This window comes from Serratia sp. K-E0102 (assembly GCF_029962625.1).
Lineage (GTDB): Bacteria > Pseudomonadota > Gammaproteobacteria > Enterobacterales > Enterobacteriaceae > Serratia > Serratia sarumanii.
In genome coordinates this window covers 3,376,220-3,390,178 of record NZ_CP124754.1, presented here as the reverse complement: position 1 = coordinate 3,390,178, position 13,959 = coordinate 3,376,220, and the positions used below count along the sequence as shown (strand labels likewise).

Sequence of the window (13,959 nt, the reverse complement as noted above, 5' to 3'; positions counted from 1 at the left end):
CGGCTCCCGGCGGCGTGCGCTTCATGGCGTCTCCCGCGCGATCAGCGCGCGCAGCAGGGCGATCACCTGGTCAACTTCCTGCGGGGTGAGTGCGCCGTCCTTCGCCCACTGCACGCGCCCGGCCTTGTCCAGCACCACGATGGTGGAGCTCTCCTCCGGCAGCCGCCAGGCCATGCGCCCCAGCCCGTCGCTGTCGACGATGAACTGCGCCCAGGGGTAATTCCGCTTGTTTTTCTCGATCTTGCCGCGCACGAAGAAGCCGGAGCCTGGTATCGCATCGTCGGTGTTGACGATGGTGGTCGGCTGGAAGCGATCGCCCGGCAGGTTCGCGTCCTTGACGGCGTTGATCAGCAGCGAGTTCTTCTTCTTGGCGGAGGTGCGCCCGGCGATGTATTGGATCACCCGCACTTTGCCCACCAGTTTTGCGCTGTTCCACGGCCGGTAGCTGAAATCGCCGTTGCGCAGCAGCAGTTCGCCGCGATCGGCGATGGCGATCGGCGCCACCGGCCGGCCCAGCACGAAGTTATGCGCGGATGCCGCCAGCGGCGACAGCAGCAGCGTGAAGATCAACAAGCGAAGCAACGTCATCATGGCTCCTTGCAACGCGCTTATCTGCCCGCCGCGACGGCCGGCGGGGAAAACGACAGCGGAAAGCGCGCCAGCAGCAGCTCCAGGCGCTGGCGAATGTCGATATCCAGGATCGCCGGCCGATCGTAGATATCGCCGCCGGCCAGTTTGTCCGCCACCATCACGTCGTGCCGGTCGCCCATCAGGCCGTTAATCGCCGCCAGGAAGCGCGAGATCTGCCGGGCTTCGCGATTGTCGGGGTCGATCGATCTCAGCGTGTCGTAAAACGACACCTGGCGGCTGACGATTTTGCGCACGTTGTGGAACTGGTGCCCGGTCAGCGCCGGGCTGGCGATCAGCGTCTGCAGCTGGCGCATTTGCTCCTGGCGGTAGGTGATAAAGCCCTGTGCGCTTTCCAGCCGGGTGTGGCGCAGCGCATAGCGCACATATGACCATACCGGCTTGCTGAGCAGCAGCCGCAGCAGGTTGCCGTACAGCGTCAGGTTCTTCTGGTTGCCGTTGCGAAACGCGTCCTGAAAATGGCCGAGCACCACGGTGGTGGTGTGGAACAGGCGGTTGGCGCGGTGGGGCGCGCCGTACAGCTGCTGGGCGAAGCGCAGGTGCTTGTAGCGGGCGCGGATATATTTGTAGCGCATGCGGGTGGGCGCCGCCAACTGCGGGTCTTGCAGGAAACCGTTCACCAGTTGCAGCAGCTCGCGGCGGGAAAAGCCGTCTTCCCAAAACTGCAGGCACAGCGCGTAGTTGTCCCGGATGCTCTCGGGGGAACACTGCAAATCAATCTGCTGTGGCAGGCTGATATTCGCCTCAACCAGGTCGTCTTCTTCCACCGCGACAAACAGCGCCTGGGTGGTTTCGGCGGAGAACTTCTTCCAATTATCGGTAGCGGTCATTGATTACTCTCTTTGGGCGCATTCAGCCCCAACATAAAGCGATTGCGGTAGGCGCCGATCGTCGGTATCAGGGATAACAGAACGTCTAAACATTGCCCCAGTAAATAAGCGAAGGCGGCGCCCTGCACGCCGAAGGCATACGCCATCGACACCAGCAGCGCAATATAGGCCGCCGAGGCCGTCGCCTGCGCGATCAGGAAGGCGCGCTGCTTGCCTGCCATAAACAGTAAGGATTCCTGCGGGAAGCCCATCATGGAGACGATGATCGCGCCCAGCATGATTTGAATCAGGTCATAGGCTTCCAGGTATTGCTGCCCGAACACCGCGGAAATGAGCGGTTTGCCCACCAGCAGCATCAACACCGCGACGGCCAGGCCGATGCCGCCGGCCAGCAGCGAGGAGCGCAGGCCCAGCAGCCACGGGGTCTTGGTGCGCGGATCCAGGCGCATGATCTCCGGATAGAAGCTTTTCTCCAGCAGCTTGGCCGGGGTGCCCGTCGCATCGAAGAAGGTCATGGCGATCTTGAACAGCCCGGCGGCGGCCGGCCCGAGCACCACGCCCACCAGCACGGTGGTGCAGGAGTTGCGTGCGGCCCAGATGGTGTGGGCGATGTTGGTGGTCCAGACGAAGTTCCAGGCGCCCTCGATGCGGCGCGCGACGTTGAACAGGCGCGGCCTCAGCGCGCCGTGGATATCGCGGCGGCGCAGCTCGCATGCGGTGAACCACCAGAACAGCGTGCCGCCGATCAGGTTAGAGGCGTACCAGGTGACGATAAAGCCGGGGAATCCCAGATCGAAATAATAGGAGATGACGCTGCCCACCGCCTGCAGGAACGGCTTGATCGCCTGCTGAATGGCGATGAGATCGAAGCGGTTGAAGGCGCGCAGCACGCCGGTCGGCGTGGACGAGGTCATCGACGGGATCAGGGTGCAGTACAGCATGGCGAGCCAGAAGCTTTCGCTGTCCAGCCCCAGGGCGTGAGACAAGAAAGGCAGCATGATCATACCGCCCAGCACGGCGATGACGCCGCTGGCGATATCCAGCCCGAAGGAGAAGGCGACGACGTCGCGGAAGCGCCCGGTGTTTTGATGCTCCAGCGCCGGGGTGCCGAATTGCACCACAAACTGCCAGGTCTGGAATTTGATGAAATCGCTGACCGCTTTGGTATAGGCCTGGATCACCACCAGCACGCCGAACATTTCAGGCGACATGCCTTTACCGGCGCAGGAGAGCGCCAGCAGGCCGAGCAGCGCGCTGGCCACGCTGCCGGAGCCTAAGTAGGCGGCATTACGTAAAATGGAGCGAAATGCGCCATCGGAAAACCACCGTTTCATAACCCAAACCAGCCGTTATCGTTGTTTTGCTGCATCTTGTGTTCCGCTGTCATGCGCTTGCCCTGTATGCGTTTAATAAACCTGAGTTTCTTCGCCGGCGTTTTCGCCGGGTTGCCCGATGTCGCTCTGTGGGCGCTTCGCGGGGTTCACCACGGCGGAAATGGCGTTGAGCGCGTTGCTCAGCACCTCGTCGTAAGGGGCTCTGGCGTCCAGCTCGATGATGCGCGCGCCGTTGTACTGCAGGCGCACCATGGCGGAAATCTTGTCCTCCAGCTCTTCATAGCTGTGATCGGGCTTGCGGGAAAACGCCGTATCGACGTCGATATCGAGGCGAATGATCAGCTCTGGCCGATAGACGGCCATGCGTTGATATAAACGGCGTTCGCGCGCCGCCAGGCGGCTCAATAGCCAGCCTTTTGCGCGTTCCACGCCGATGCCGGGCCCGTCGTAGTAAAAACCTGAAATTTCCGCCTGCGGGTAACGGTCACTGATCACCAGCATGCCGCTCTGCGCCAGCCGCCGCACCTTGCGCAGGTTGGAGGCGCGCCACAGCGAAAAGCCGTACATGATCAGCGCCGCCCACAGCGCCGGCGGCCTGTTGCTCATGCGCTGGGTTTTATCGGATTTGGCCGCCAGGCGCCGTTCCAGCCACACGCCGATGAACGGCAATTTCTTGATTTTGTCGCCGTCTTCGCCGGAGATCAGCCCCAAATAGCGCCGCTCCGTGGGGCGATGTTGCTGCAGGTTCTTGACCAGATCGGCGGTCAGCGTGGACTTGCCTGTGCCGTCGCTGCCCACCACGGCAATAAGCCCGGTGATGCAGGTGGAAGAGGTATTCTGTTCGGCGGTGAGTTTATTTTTTTTCATCTGTTTCGGTACGAAAAGGTTATTTGGCGGCTAGGCATTGGCGGCCCTCAGCGATATTTTAACGGCGCGCAGAGACTCGTCGAAAATACGATTGGCCGGCTCGCGGCCGTCTAAATCCAATATGTTAGCGCCGTTAAACGTCAGGTGCGGGATGACGGCGATCTTTTCACGCAACGCCGCCAGCGAGTGATCGGGTTTGCGTGAATAGGCCGTTTGTTCGTCAATATCCAGCCGAATTAATAATAAGGGCTGATAAGACGCCATCCATTGGTAGAGGTTTTGTTCGCGCTTTCTCAGCCAGCGGATCCAGCGATTGCCGCCGGCGGTTTTCGCCAGCTGTGGGCCATCGAAACGAAACCCCGCCACTTCGGCCTGCGGATAACGATCGGTGATCAGCAATGCGCCGCTGCGGCTTTTCTTCAGCATGCGACGGAATTTATAAACGCGCCAATAGGAAAGTAAAAAAATCACCAGCGCCGTGGCATTATCCGGCGGCGTGGAAGGGCGCTCATGCACGCGCTCCGACTTCTTCAATAAATAACGTCCGAAAGGGGCGCCAATAATCGGCAGCGAACTGATCCATTCGCCGATGCGCCCGGAAGACTGGCCGAGATAAAGCAGTTCGGCAGGTTCTTGTGCCGATAAGGCGTTGACCAGGCGGGCGGCTAACGTGGATTTTCCCGAGCCGTCACAGCCGGTTATCGCTATTACGCGCACGGGCGAGCGATCAGATGAAGGTCTTATCTGCTGACTCACAATAATTGATCCAATGCGAAAAAAACTATTGTATTCCAATACGCCTTGGGTTCAAGATATTTATTGTGCTTTGCCGCGATAAAATAATGAGATTGCTATTCCTGTTCGTTATTTGAATTGATATTTATAGCGTTCGTTCTTGTTATTTTGTGCTAATTGTTGGTGCGTGGGCCTGTTTCGCTTTTTATGTTAATTTCCGGCCGGGCTAACGGCGAAAAAAGAGCAGGGCTTTTCAATTTTCGCTTAATGTTTTGTGCTTTTTTGGCGTCGCGTTACGGAAAATTTTTTCCACGCGGCCACCATGGCAATGATAAGCGGTAGTTCGCTTCAAATATGGCACGCCGTTTCTGGTGTATTGAAAGAGAGTCTTATTATGAGTGCAAAATTTCCGCCGCTGATTGCGGTTATCGGCAGCGACGGATCGGGTAAGTCCACCGTTTGTGAACATCTGATCGCGTATATGAAACATTATGGCCCGGCGGTGCAGGTGCATCTGGGCAAACAGGCGGGCAACGTCGGCCGCGCGGCGGCGAAGTTGCCGCTGCTCGGGCGCTCGGTGGGCAAGGCTATCGAGAGCAATACCAAAAAAGTCAAAACGAAAAAATCCCGCATTGGCCTGCTGCCGTCGGCGGTGATCATCGCTTTCGTGGGGCGGCGGCTGCTGCGGTTTCGCCGCATGCTGGCGTATCGGCGGCAAGGGTTCATCGTGTTGACCGACCGTTTTCCGCAGGCGCAGATCCCCGGCGCTTACGACGGCACGGTTTTTCCCGTCGACGTTGAAGGGAGCCGTTTCGTCCATTGGCTGGCGGCGCGCGAGCGGGCGGCGTTCCAATGGATGGCGGGGCAAAAACCGGATCTGGTGCTCAAGCTGAATGTCAGTCTGGCGGTGGCCTGCGCGCGCAAACCCGATCACCGCAAAGCGGCGCTGGAGAAGAAGATCGCCGTCACGCCGTTATTGACGTTCGAAGGCGCCGACATCGTGGATCTCGATGCCGATCGGCCGATCGAGGAGGTGCTTTCGGCGGCGGAAAAAGCCATCGCGGAATTTATGGCGGCGCAGGGTTATCGCTATTCCGCTGATGAAGTATCAACGGCTGCGCACTGAGGCGCGCATCGGTTCGGCAGGGCGGCGATGCCATTTTCGGCACCGCCGCCGCGGCCGAGAGGGAAAGGCCTTATTTTTTCAGCGCCGCAAAGGCGCGCACGATGGTGTCGATCTCTTCATCGCTGTGCGCGGCATTGACGCTGCAGCGCAGCAGGGTGACGCCCGCCGGCGCGGCCGGTGGCAGCACCAGGTTTACATACACGCCGTGGGCGATCAGCTCGCGCCAGAAACGCAGCCCTTCTTCCTTCGAACCGATCATCACCGGCACCACCGGGCTGATGCGCGGCCCCAGGGTATACCCCAGCTCGGCGAGGCCGTGGTACAGGCGGTGCGCGTTGCTCCACAGCTTTTCCCGCAGTTCGGGATGGCGCGCGATTTTTTGCAGCGCCGTGCGCACTGACGCGATGCTCGACGGCGACGGCGACGCGGTAAAGATATACGGCCGGCTGCTGTAGCGCAGCACGTCCATTCCCTTGCCGCCGACGGCGAAACCGCCGATCGAAGCCAGGCTTTTGCTGAAGGTGCCCAGGATGATATCCACGTCTTGCTCGACGCCCAGCGCTTCGGCCAGGCCGCGGCCGTGCTCGCCCATCACGCCGAAGGAGTGCGCTTCGTCGACCAGCAGATACCCGCCGAGCCGCCGCTTGATGTCGACGATTTCCACCAGCGGGGCGACGTCGCCCAGCATGCTGTAGATGCCTTCCACGATAATGATCGCCTCGCGCGCACGCTCGCCCAGGCGCACCATGCGGCGCTCCAGATCGGCGGCGTCATTGTGGCGGAAGCGAATAATCTCCGCGCCGCCGAGGGCGCAGGCGTCGTAAATGCTTGCGTGGCTGTCCGCGTCGATCAACACCACGGCGCCCGGCCCTGCCAGCGTGCTGATGACGCCCAGGTTGGCGGTGTAGCCGGTGGAGAACACGATGGCGCTAGGGCGATCGAAGAATTCCGCCAGCTCGCGTTCCAGCGTCAGGTGCGATCCGTAGCTGCCGTTCGCCATGCGCGAGCCGGTGGTGCCGGTGCCGAGCGCGGCCAAGGCCGCCTGGCCGGCGGCGATCGCCTGCGCATCGAATGTCAGGCCAAGGTAATTATTGGTGCCGGCGAGGACAATCTTTTGATCGCCGATGCGGCCCTGGGTGGCGGAATAGACTTCGTCGATGCAGGTGCCGAACGGATTCAGACCGGACGTTTGAAATTGTTCGCGGTCATTGGCGAGGCGCGCAAACTTATCATACAGTCCCATGGTTTTTCTCCAGATAAGGGCGCAGCGCGTCAAGCAGTTGCTCAGGCGTTCTGACATCAAGCAATATATTGATAGGAATGGAGATATCTAATTCATCTTCCAGCATCATCAGCAGATCCAGGACTCTGATGGATTCCAGGCCAAGATCATTGACGAGATCGCTATCAGGTTTTATTTCCACTCCGCCTTCGACGATACCTTGCAAACACGTCAGGATATAATCCATTACAGCATCGCGATTTAGCATAAGAACGTTGACACACCTCTATTTGGAATAATTAAAACAGCCCTTCGCGCAACGCGCGCTCCAAACTTACCTGTGGAAACCAATTAATCTGTTGCGACAGCGCGTGATTACTGGCGGACCAGTCGTGATGGGTTAATTCGCGTATTTTGCTGCGCGTCAGCATCGGCTCTTGTTTGACCAAGCGGTTCCACACCACGCTGATATCCGCCAGGGCTTTCAGCAGCGGCAGCGGAATGCCCACCAGGCGCACCGGCCCGTGCCGCACGGCGGCGCCGATGTCCCGCAGGCGCAGCCAGTTATAGCCTTCGGCCACGCCGTCGCACAGTTCGTAAATATTCGGCTGCGCGGGTTCGGCCTGCACCCATTGGCTGACAGCCTTGGCCAAATCGCTCACGTGCAGAAAAGAGAGCCTGGCGTCAGGCGCGCCCAGCCGGGGCAGCACGCCGCGCAGCAGGCCGTTGAACAGCGGTTTCAGCTCTTTATCGCCGGGCCCGTAAACCGCCGTCGGGCGGAAAATCCCCAGCGCGATCTCGCCGCTGGCGGCGATGAGTTGCTGCTCGGCGGCCTGTTTTGAATGGGCGTACCAGGACAGCGCCGGATGGCGGGCCGCCAGCGACGACATGAACAGGAAGCGACGGCAGCGGCCGTTCTGTTTGGCCGCCTGCATCAGGTTCAGGCTGCCGGTGACGTTGCAGCGGGTGAACACCGCTTCCGCATGCCCGCGCACCTGGCCCGCACAGTGCACGACGCACTCCGCGCCGCGCACCAGCTCGGTGAGCGAGGGCCGATCCTCCAGCGTGCCGGGGATCCACTGCAGGTTGTCGGCGGCGGCTTTTCCCGCGCGCCGCGTCAGGGCGCGCACGTTAAACCCTTGCGCCAGCAGTTCCTGGACGATGTGCCGGCCGATAAAACCGGTCGCGCCCGTCACTGCCACCGTGCCGCTCATTGCGCGAAACCGGCAAGCTGCGGCATGTGCGGGTAGAGCGAGGCGCTCAGCCAGCGTTTTTTGGCCTCCGCGCGCGCGGGTTTGCCCGACGACGTGCGGGGAATGCTGTGCGGCGGCAGCAGCTCGATGTCCACCGCGATGCCGAACTCGCTTTGAATGCGCGCGCTCAGCGAACGCACGATTTGTTCCCGGCGTTCTTCTGAGCTGACTCGGCACTGGATTTGCAAAATGATCCTGGCCGCTTCGTCGTGCTCTTCGGTTACGAAGGCGATCGCATCGCCGGAACGGATTTCCGGTTCGGATTCCGCGACGTACTCGATATCCTGCGGCCAGATATTGCGGCCGCGAATGATGATCAAATCCTTCTTGCGGCCGGTGACGTACAGATAGCCGTCCAGCAGGTAGCCCAGATCGCCGGTATCCATCCAGCCGGTCACCTGAATTTGCTGCTGGGACTCGTCGTCGCAGAAATAGCCGTTCATCAGGCTGGGGCCGGAGATCGTGATATGGCCGACCTGGCGTTCCGGCAGCGGTTGCCCGGTTTCGCTGCGGATCTCGATGCGGTGGCCGGGCAGCGCTCGGCCGCAGTTGACGAAGGTCGAGATGGCGCGGGTTTTCTCGCCGGGCGCGACCGCTTTACCCTCGTACTCCAAAATATCGCGGTCGACCGCGTTGGTTTGCGGGCCGGAGCAAGGGTCGGAAAAGCTCACCGCCAGGGTGTTCTCGGCCAGGCCGTAGCACGGCATGAAGGCTTTGCTGTCGAAGTTGATGCTGCTGAAGTGTTCGCCGAACTGGCCGAGCAGCTCGGCCGGGATCGGCTCGGCGCCCACGCCCGCGACCCGCCAGCTGGAAAGATCCAGATCGGCCAGCTCTTTGGCGTTGCTGCGGCGCAGGCACAGATCGTAGCCGAACGGCGGGGCGACGGACACCGTGCCGCGATTTTTGGCGATCAGTTTCAGCCATTGCATCGGGCGCATGGCGAAATCTTGCGTGCGCAGGTAATCGACGGACAGCTGGGTCGCCACCGGCGTTAGCAGGAAACCGACCAGGCCCATATCGTGATAGAAGGGCAGCCACGAAACGCAGCGGTCGCCCGCGCGCAGCTTGATCCCGTCGCGACTGATCGCGTTCAGGTTCGCCATCGCCGCCCGCTGGGTAATGATCACGCCGCGCGGAAAGCGGGTGCTGCCCGAGGTGTATTGGAGATAGGCGATGTCGTCGGGCGAAGGTGCGGGCAACGCGATCTCCGGCTCCGGCAAGGCGTTAAAATCCGCATCGCTGAGGATGTGCAGCGCCGAGGTGTTTTCCGTGGCTGAGGCGATCAGCGGCGTCCACTCTTCGCTGCTGACGATCGCCGCGGGGTTGCAGCTGGCGATCAGCCCTTTCAGTTTGGCGGTGTAGGAGTCGCGCTGGCCCACGCCCATCGGGATCGCCAACGGCACCGCCACCAGGCCGGCGTATTGGCAAGCGAAAAAGGCTTCGACGAATCCCGCGCTGGTTTCGGCGATCAGCGCCACGCGATCGCCTTTCTTGAGTTTCAGGGACAATAAACGCCGCGCGCCCGAGATCGCTTTTTGCTGCAGCGTGCGATATTCGAGAACGGTCACGAGTTGATTGCGACGGTCGTAAAAATTCATTCCCGTATTGCCCAGCGCCGCGTAATCCAACGCGTCCACTAAGGTGGGGAAGTCCGCATAGCGCATGGGAAGAGAATGAACGGAACTTGTTTCAGACATAGACAAACTTAGCCATAGATTAAAAATCACCAAAAGAGAGAAATCGCTCTTGGCGAGGTAATTGATGTTTTACTATGAATAGGTTTTGAATAAGTTTGTTATTCAACCATCTTCATTCCGCGAACAGCGTATATTGCCGTGCTTGAGGGCACGCCGGTTATTAACCGGGCAGAGCGTGAGTAGCCCGTGTTATCAGCCTTGAGCGGTACCCTGGCGATATACGTGAGACTATTGTAATATCCGGGCAGCGCCGTTCTTTAGCCTGTCTCTTTCGGGCAGGAAATAACTGTCGGCTCATAGGTTATGACCTCATGCATGGCTATCTTGGAACTTAAACACTTCCTAAACAGTATGCCGCAAGAAATCCAAAAGTGAACGATTCATTTAAGGCTAATCTTAAAAAGAGCATTAAGTGGTAAAGATGGCGGCACACCTCCTGATTAAAGTCGGTACACTAAAAGCGGCGAGTTTCTTTTGCCGTAACAGCACGAAATAATAAAAGAGCACCATTAGCGTAGCCTGGCTGCGCCGCTTTCTGTTTCCTTTTTTATCAATTACGGACATCACAGGGTGAATGTCGGGTGCAATAATGCGCTGATTCACAGGGGGTAATATTCGGTTTTTCTTATCATTGAACCGGAGGCAATACACAATCCAATAAATGAGAACAGCATAAAAAATGCTAAAGGCGTTGTCGCGCGCTTATTTAATTATTTTATTAAAACGTAAGGCTATTTATGATCCGTGTTGAGAAAGTTCTGAGTAAACGCGAACTTAAAGAATTTATTGCTTTCCCCTCGCAACTGTTTCGCGATGATCCGAACTGGATTGAGCCGCTGCATGTAGAGCGCGAAGAGCACCTGTCAAAGAAGAACCCCGGCACCGACCATATTGAATGGCAGGCATGGGTGGCCAAAAAACAGGGCAAAGTCGTTGGGCGCATCACGGCGCAAATCGATGCTCTGCACCGGGAGTTGCATGGCGAGGATACCGGCCATTTCGGCATGATTGACGCCGTTGACGATCCCGCTGTTTTCAGCACCTTATTCACGGTGGCGGAAGAGTGGCTGAGGTCGAAAGGCGCGCGTAAAATCACCGGGCCGTTCAGCCTCAATATCAATCAGGAAAGCGGCCTGTTGGTCGAAGGATTCGATACGCCGCCTTCCGCCCTGATGACGCACGCGAAGCCCTACTATGCGGCGCAAATAGCGCAGCAGGGCTACAGCGAAGGGATTGATTTGCTTGCCTATTGGATGAAAAGAACCGACCTGCATTTTTCGCCGTCGTTAACCCGGATGATGGATCAGGTGCGCAAAAAGGTGACCGTTCGCCGCCTCAACCGCAAGCGCTTTCGCGAGGAGATGCAGGTGCTGCGCGAGGTGTTCAACTCCGGATGGCAGCATAACTGGGGGTTTGTCCCGTTCACCGAGCACGAGTTCGCCACCATGGGGGATCAGCTGAAGTTTCTGGTGCCCGACGATATGATCCATATCGCCGAGGTGGATGGCGCCCCCTGCGCCTTTATCGTCGGTCTGCCGAACATCAACGAAGCGATTGCCGATCTGCAGGGGCGGTTATTGCCGCTTGGTTGGGCGAAGCTCTTGTGGCGGCTGAAAGTCAGCGGCGTGCGCACCGCGCGCGTGCCGTTGATGGGCGTGCGCCAGGAATATCAATTCAGCCGCATCGGGCCGATTATTGCGCTGCTGCTGATTGAGGCGCTGCGCGAGCCTTTCGCCAAGCGCAATATCGACGCGCTGGAAATGTCGTGGATCCTGGAAACCAATACCGGCATGCGGACGATTTTAGAACGCATCGGCGCGGTTCCCTATAAGCGCTACCGCTTATACGAGAAAACGCTTTAACCGGCTGATAACGCATCGCCTTTTCACGTTCTCAGAATAATAACCGCGCCGGGGCATTTTCGGGCGGTGCCGTTTCAGGGGCAGGGTGACGGCGCGTGAGTGCATGCATCGCCTCCGGGAAGAGAACGGTTAAGGCCTTTAATTAATAAACTCGAGATAAATTCACGCCGCGTGATTTATTCGCGAGTGATTGTGGCAGTATTGACGAGAGCTGATTGCATGCCTGTGGAAAAGAAAAAAGGAATAAGCCGATTAACCTACAGCATAAGGAATTCCTGGGCCGGATTTATTGACGCCGTGCTTACCGAAGATGCGTTTCGCCAATTATTGGTTATTAACGCCATTTTACTGGTTGTTACATTTGGTTTAGATATTACAAATATAGAACGGCTGTTATTAATCGCCTGCAGTTTTCTGCTATTGGTGGTTGAGCTGCTTAATACGGCGATTGAAACCGTGGTCGATCGCATTTCGCTGGAATTACATCCGTTATCCAAACGCGCTAAAGATCTGGGCGGCGCTGCGCAGCTGGTGGCGGTGGTGATGACTATCATTATTTGGGGAATGGTGCTGCTGGGGCGATAAGGGCTTGGGTGGCTCAATTGCCAGGCCGGTTGCCGTGGCGCTATAAGCGGTTATCATCGATGTTTTGCGTTCAGCAAGGAGAGTCGGCCGCTATGCCCGTGAATTTTGATCTCAACGATCTTTATGCCTTCCGCGCGCTGGTGGAGTACGGCAATTTTCGGCTGGCAGCAGAATCCATCTGCCTGTCGCAGTCGGCCCTGAGCCGCAGGATTGAGAAGCTGGAAAACGCGCTGGGCAGCAAACTGTTCGATCGCACCACCCGGCGCGTGACGCTGACGCTGTACGGGCAGGCGTTTGCCGAGCGTTCGGATCAGCTGCTGATGAATGTCGAAGCGGTGTTGGCCGATATCGATAAGGTCAGCCAGGAGCGTACCGGGCTGGTCACCGTCGCCACGGTGCCGTCGGCGGCCTACTATTTCATGCCCGACGTGATACGCCGTTTCCGGCTTCGCTATCCGCGCGTGCGCGTCAAGCTGATCGACGGCAGCGCGGGCAATGTGATTGAGGCGGTCACCGGCGGCCAGGCTGACTTCGGCATCTGCTTTGCCGGGCGATTGCAGCCTAACCTTGAATTTGTGCCGTTGGTGGGGGACGTTTACGTGGCCGCCTGCCGGCGCGACCATCCGCTCGCCGCTAAAAAGAGCCTCACCTGGCGGGAATTTTATCAGCAGGATTACGTGTCGCTGGATAAAACCTCCGGCAATCGCAATCTGCTCGATCAGCGCCTGGAACACCTCGTGCCGGAGCGCCCCAGCGTGTGCGAAACTCGCCATGTGACGACCATGCTGGGCATGGTTGAGGCGGGCATCGGCATTGCCGCCGTGCCCACCATGTCGATGCCCGCTTCAGAGCATTCAGTGTTGACGTCGGTGCCGCTGGTCGATCCGGTGGTGAAACGCACCGTGGGCCTGATCCGGCGCGGCGGCCGCATGCAGTCTTTCGTCGCCGCCGAGTTGGAAAAGCTGATTACTGAACAGTATCACTCTGCCTGACCGGCTGCTGCGCCGGCACGCTTCGCATGCCGGTCGCGCGAATGGTCGGCTGTGCCTGAGAGGAGGCGAGGAACTCCAGCAGCGCTTTGCCTTCGCGGCGATGTTCCGCCTTGGCCGTTACCGCGCCGGCGAAGCGGGTGATGTACTGCACGTTTTCCGGCAGTTCGCCGATAAAGGTGACGCCCGCCACGGGCAGCAATTCGCTGACCTGCTGGAAGCCCAACGCGTATTTCCCCTGCGCCACTTCAGAGGCCACCGGAATGCGCTCAACCATGTGCGCTTTTCCTTTCACCTGTTCCTCGATGCCCAGCTTTTTGAACAGTTGGCCGCTGACGTAGCGGCCGCTGGCGCTGTCGGAATAGGCGAAAGAGTCGGCTTGCAGCAAGGCATTACGCAGCTCGGCATCCGTTTTTATCGCCGGCTTGGGCGCGCCCTGTTTCACCACCATGCCGATCGGCGAATCGGCCAGCTCCACGCGCGAACCCGGCTGGATCCAGCCGCCTTTGTCCAGTTGGGTCAGCGCGTCGCCCACCATGATCACCACATCGGCTTGCTCTCCGCGCGCCAGCCGCGCGGGGATCGCCTGCGGCGTTTTCCCCATGGAAGGGCCGGACACCAGAATGATTTTGTCGCCGCTTTGGGCTTCATATTCCGGGGCCAGTTTCTCCAGCGCGGCCTTGAAGCCGCCGGAGATCATCACGGTCATGTCTTTGGCCAGCGCCGCGGTGCTGAAGGAGGCGCACACCAGCGCGGCGAGGATCGAACGAGTGAGTTTTTGCATGGCATGATTCCTTATGGCGATGGCGCG

General features: G+C 59.2%; 14 protein-coding genes. 4 read left to right on the top strand and 10 right to left on the bottom strand.

The window, feature by feature from the left end; all coding sequences use genetic code 11:
• Positions 1-21 precede the first annotated feature (21 nt).
• The 5 genes from SSARUM2_RS16275 to SSARUM2_RS16255 form a co-directional block, all read right to left on the bottom strand.
• Positions 22-588: a YtfJ family protein gene (locus SSARUM2_RS16275; protein WP_060452536.1), complete on the bottom strand. Its 567-nt coding sequence runs from the start codon at positions 586-588 to the stop codon at positions 22-24.
• A gap of 20 nt (positions 589-608) precedes the next feature.
• Entirely contained in the window at positions 609-1,478 is an 870-nt protein-coding gene (locus SSARUM2_RS16270; RefSeq protein ID WP_048321794.1) for a hypothetical protein, read from the bottom strand.
• Entirely contained in the window at positions 1,475-2,812 is a 1,338-nt protein-coding gene (locus SSARUM2_RS16265; RefSeq protein WP_060452537.1) for a lipopolysaccharide biosynthesis protein, read from the bottom strand. The genes SSARUM2_RS16270 and SSARUM2_RS16265 overlap by 4 nt, the downstream gene beginning before the upstream one ends.
• Before the next feature lie 72 nt (positions 2,813-2,884).
• The gene (locus SSARUM2_RS16260; protein ID WP_060421827.1) at positions 2,885-3,679 is read right to left on the bottom strand and encodes a hypothetical protein; all 795 of its coding nucleotides are present in this window, start codon (positions 3,677-3,679) and stop codon (positions 2,885-2,887) included.
• Positions 3,680-3,709: 30 nt separating this feature from the next.
• Entirely contained in the window at positions 3,710-4,435 is a 726-nt protein-coding gene (locus tag SSARUM2_RS16255; RefSeq protein WP_047571331.1) for a lipoprotein, read from the bottom strand.
• Positions 4,436-4,808: 373 nt separating this feature from the next.
• Between SSARUM2_RS16255 and SSARUM2_RS16250 the strand changes: the two genes are divergently transcribed.
• Complete coding sequence (locus SSARUM2_RS16250) at positions 4,809-5,540, top strand: thymidylate kinase (RefSeq protein WP_125460723.1); 732 nt, start codon at positions 4,809-4,811, stop codon at positions 5,538-5,540.
• Positions 5,541-5,610: 70 nt separating this feature from the next.
• Here SSARUM2_RS16250 and SSARUM2_RS16245 read toward each other — a convergent pair whose 3' ends face one another.
• Genes SSARUM2_RS16245 through SSARUM2_RS16230 form a run of 4 tightly spaced genes read right to left on the bottom strand, consistent with a single transcriptional unit; the run spans position 5,611 to position 9,712 of the window.
• Entirely contained in the window at positions 5,611-6,783 is a 1,173-nt protein-coding gene (locus SSARUM2_RS16245) for an aminotransferase class I/II-fold pyridoxal phosphate-dependent enzyme (RefSeq protein WP_004935542.1), read from the bottom strand.
• A complete protein-coding gene (locus SSARUM2_RS16240; RefSeq protein ID WP_015378483.1) occupies positions 6,770-7,030 on the bottom strand; it encodes an acyl carrier protein in 261 nt (86 codons plus the stop codon). Before SSARUM2_RS16240 ends, SSARUM2_RS16245 begins: the two co-directional genes overlap by 14 nt.
• Before the next feature lie 31 nt (positions 7,031-7,061).
• Positions 7,062-7,976 carry an NAD-dependent epimerase/dehydratase family protein gene (locus tag SSARUM2_RS16235; RefSeq protein ID WP_060452538.1) on the bottom strand — a complete coding sequence of 305 codons (915 nt, stop codon included), beginning with the start codon at positions 7,974-7,976 and terminating at the stop codon, positions 7,062-7,064.
• Positions 7,973-9,712, bottom strand: a complete 1,740-nt coding sequence (locus tag SSARUM2_RS16230) for a fatty acyl-AMP ligase (RefSeq protein WP_072270119.1) — start codon at positions 9,710-9,712, stop codon at positions 7,973-7,975. The genes SSARUM2_RS16235 and SSARUM2_RS16230 overlap by 4 nt, the downstream gene beginning before the upstream one ends.
• Positions 9,713-10,449: 737 nt before the next feature.
• On the opposite strand from SSARUM2_RS16230, the gene SSARUM2_RS16225 reads away from it, so the two are divergent.
• The 3 genes from SSARUM2_RS16225 (at position 10,450) to SSARUM2_RS16215 (ending at position 13,151) form a co-directional block, all read left to right on the top strand.
• Complete coding sequence (locus tag SSARUM2_RS16225; RefSeq protein ID WP_039565146.1) at positions 10,450-11,574, top strand: hypothetical protein; 1,125 nt, start codon at positions 10,450-10,452, stop codon at positions 11,572-11,574.
• A 219-nt stretch (positions 11,575-11,793) separates the two neighbouring features.
• Entirely contained in the window at positions 11,794-12,159 is a 366-nt protein-coding gene (locus tag SSARUM2_RS16220; RefSeq protein WP_033635218.1) for a diacylglycerol kinase, read from the top strand.
• 92 nt (positions 12,160-12,251) lie between these two features.
• Positions 12,252-13,151, top strand: a complete 900-nt coding sequence (locus SSARUM2_RS16215) for a LysR family transcriptional regulator (protein WP_060452540.1) — start codon at positions 12,252-12,254, stop codon at positions 13,149-13,151.
• Here SSARUM2_RS16215 and SSARUM2_RS16210 read toward each other — a convergent pair.
• On the bottom strand, positions 13,126-13,932 hold the full coding sequence (locus SSARUM2_RS16210) for a substrate-binding domain-containing protein (RefSeq protein WP_048321789.1): 807 nt from the start codon (positions 13,930-13,932) through the stop codon (positions 13,126-13,128). The two genes, SSARUM2_RS16215 and SSARUM2_RS16210, sit on opposite strands and share 26 nt — an antisense overlap.
• Positions 13,933-13,959 lie beyond the last annotated feature (27 nt).

Bases quoted from the DNA above. Each gene is read 5' to 3' on its own strand.
- SSARUM2_RS16275 (WP_060452536.1), bottom strand. From the start codon at position 588: ATGACGTTGCTTCGCTTGTTGATCTTCACGCTGCTGCTGTCGCCGCTG.
- SSARUM2_RS16270 (WP_048321794.1), bottom strand. From the start codon at position 1,478: ATGACCGCTACCGATAATTGGAAGAAGTTCTCCGCCGAAACCACCCAG.
- SSARUM2_RS16265 (WP_060452537.1), bottom strand. From the start codon at position 2,812: ATGAAACGGTGGTTTTCCGATGGCGCATTTCGCTCCATTTTACGTAAT.
- SSARUM2_RS16260 (WP_060421827.1), bottom strand. From the start codon at position 3,679: ATGAAAAAAAATAAACTCACCGCCGAACAGAATACCTCTTCCACCTGC.
- SSARUM2_RS16250 (WP_125460723.1), top strand. From the start codon at position 4,809: ATGAGTGCAAAATTTCCGCCGCTGATTGCGGTTATCGGCAGCGACGGA.
- SSARUM2_RS16245 (WP_004935542.1), bottom strand. From the start codon at position 6,783: ATGGGACTGTATGATAAGTTTGCGCGCCTCGCCAATGACCGCGAACAA.
- SSARUM2_RS16240 (WP_015378483.1), bottom strand. From the start codon at position 7,030: ATGCTAAATCGCGATGCTGTAATGGATTATATCCTGACGTGTTTGCAA.
- SSARUM2_RS16235 (WP_060452538.1), bottom strand. From the start codon at position 7,976: ATGAGCGGCACGGTGGCAGTGACGGGCGCGACCGGTTTTATCGGCCGG.
- SSARUM2_RS16230 (WP_072270119.1), bottom strand. From the start codon at position 9,712: ATGTCTGAAACAAGTTCCGTTCATTCTCTTCCCATGCGCTATGCGGAC.
- SSARUM2_RS16225 (WP_039565146.1), top strand. From the start codon at position 10,450: ATGATCCGTGTTGAGAAAGTTCTGAGTAAACGCGAACTTAAAGAATTT.
- SSARUM2_RS16220 (WP_033635218.1), top strand. From the start codon at position 11,794: ATGCCTGTGGAAAAGAAAAAAGGAATAAGCCGATTAACCTACAGCATA.
- SSARUM2_RS16215 (WP_060452540.1), top strand. From the start codon at position 12,252: ATGCCCGTGAATTTTGATCTCAACGATCTTTATGCCTTCCGCGCGCTG.
- SSARUM2_RS16210 (WP_048321789.1), bottom strand. From the start codon at position 13,932: ATGCAAAAACTCACTCGTTCGATCCTCGCCGCGCTGGTGTGCGCCTCC.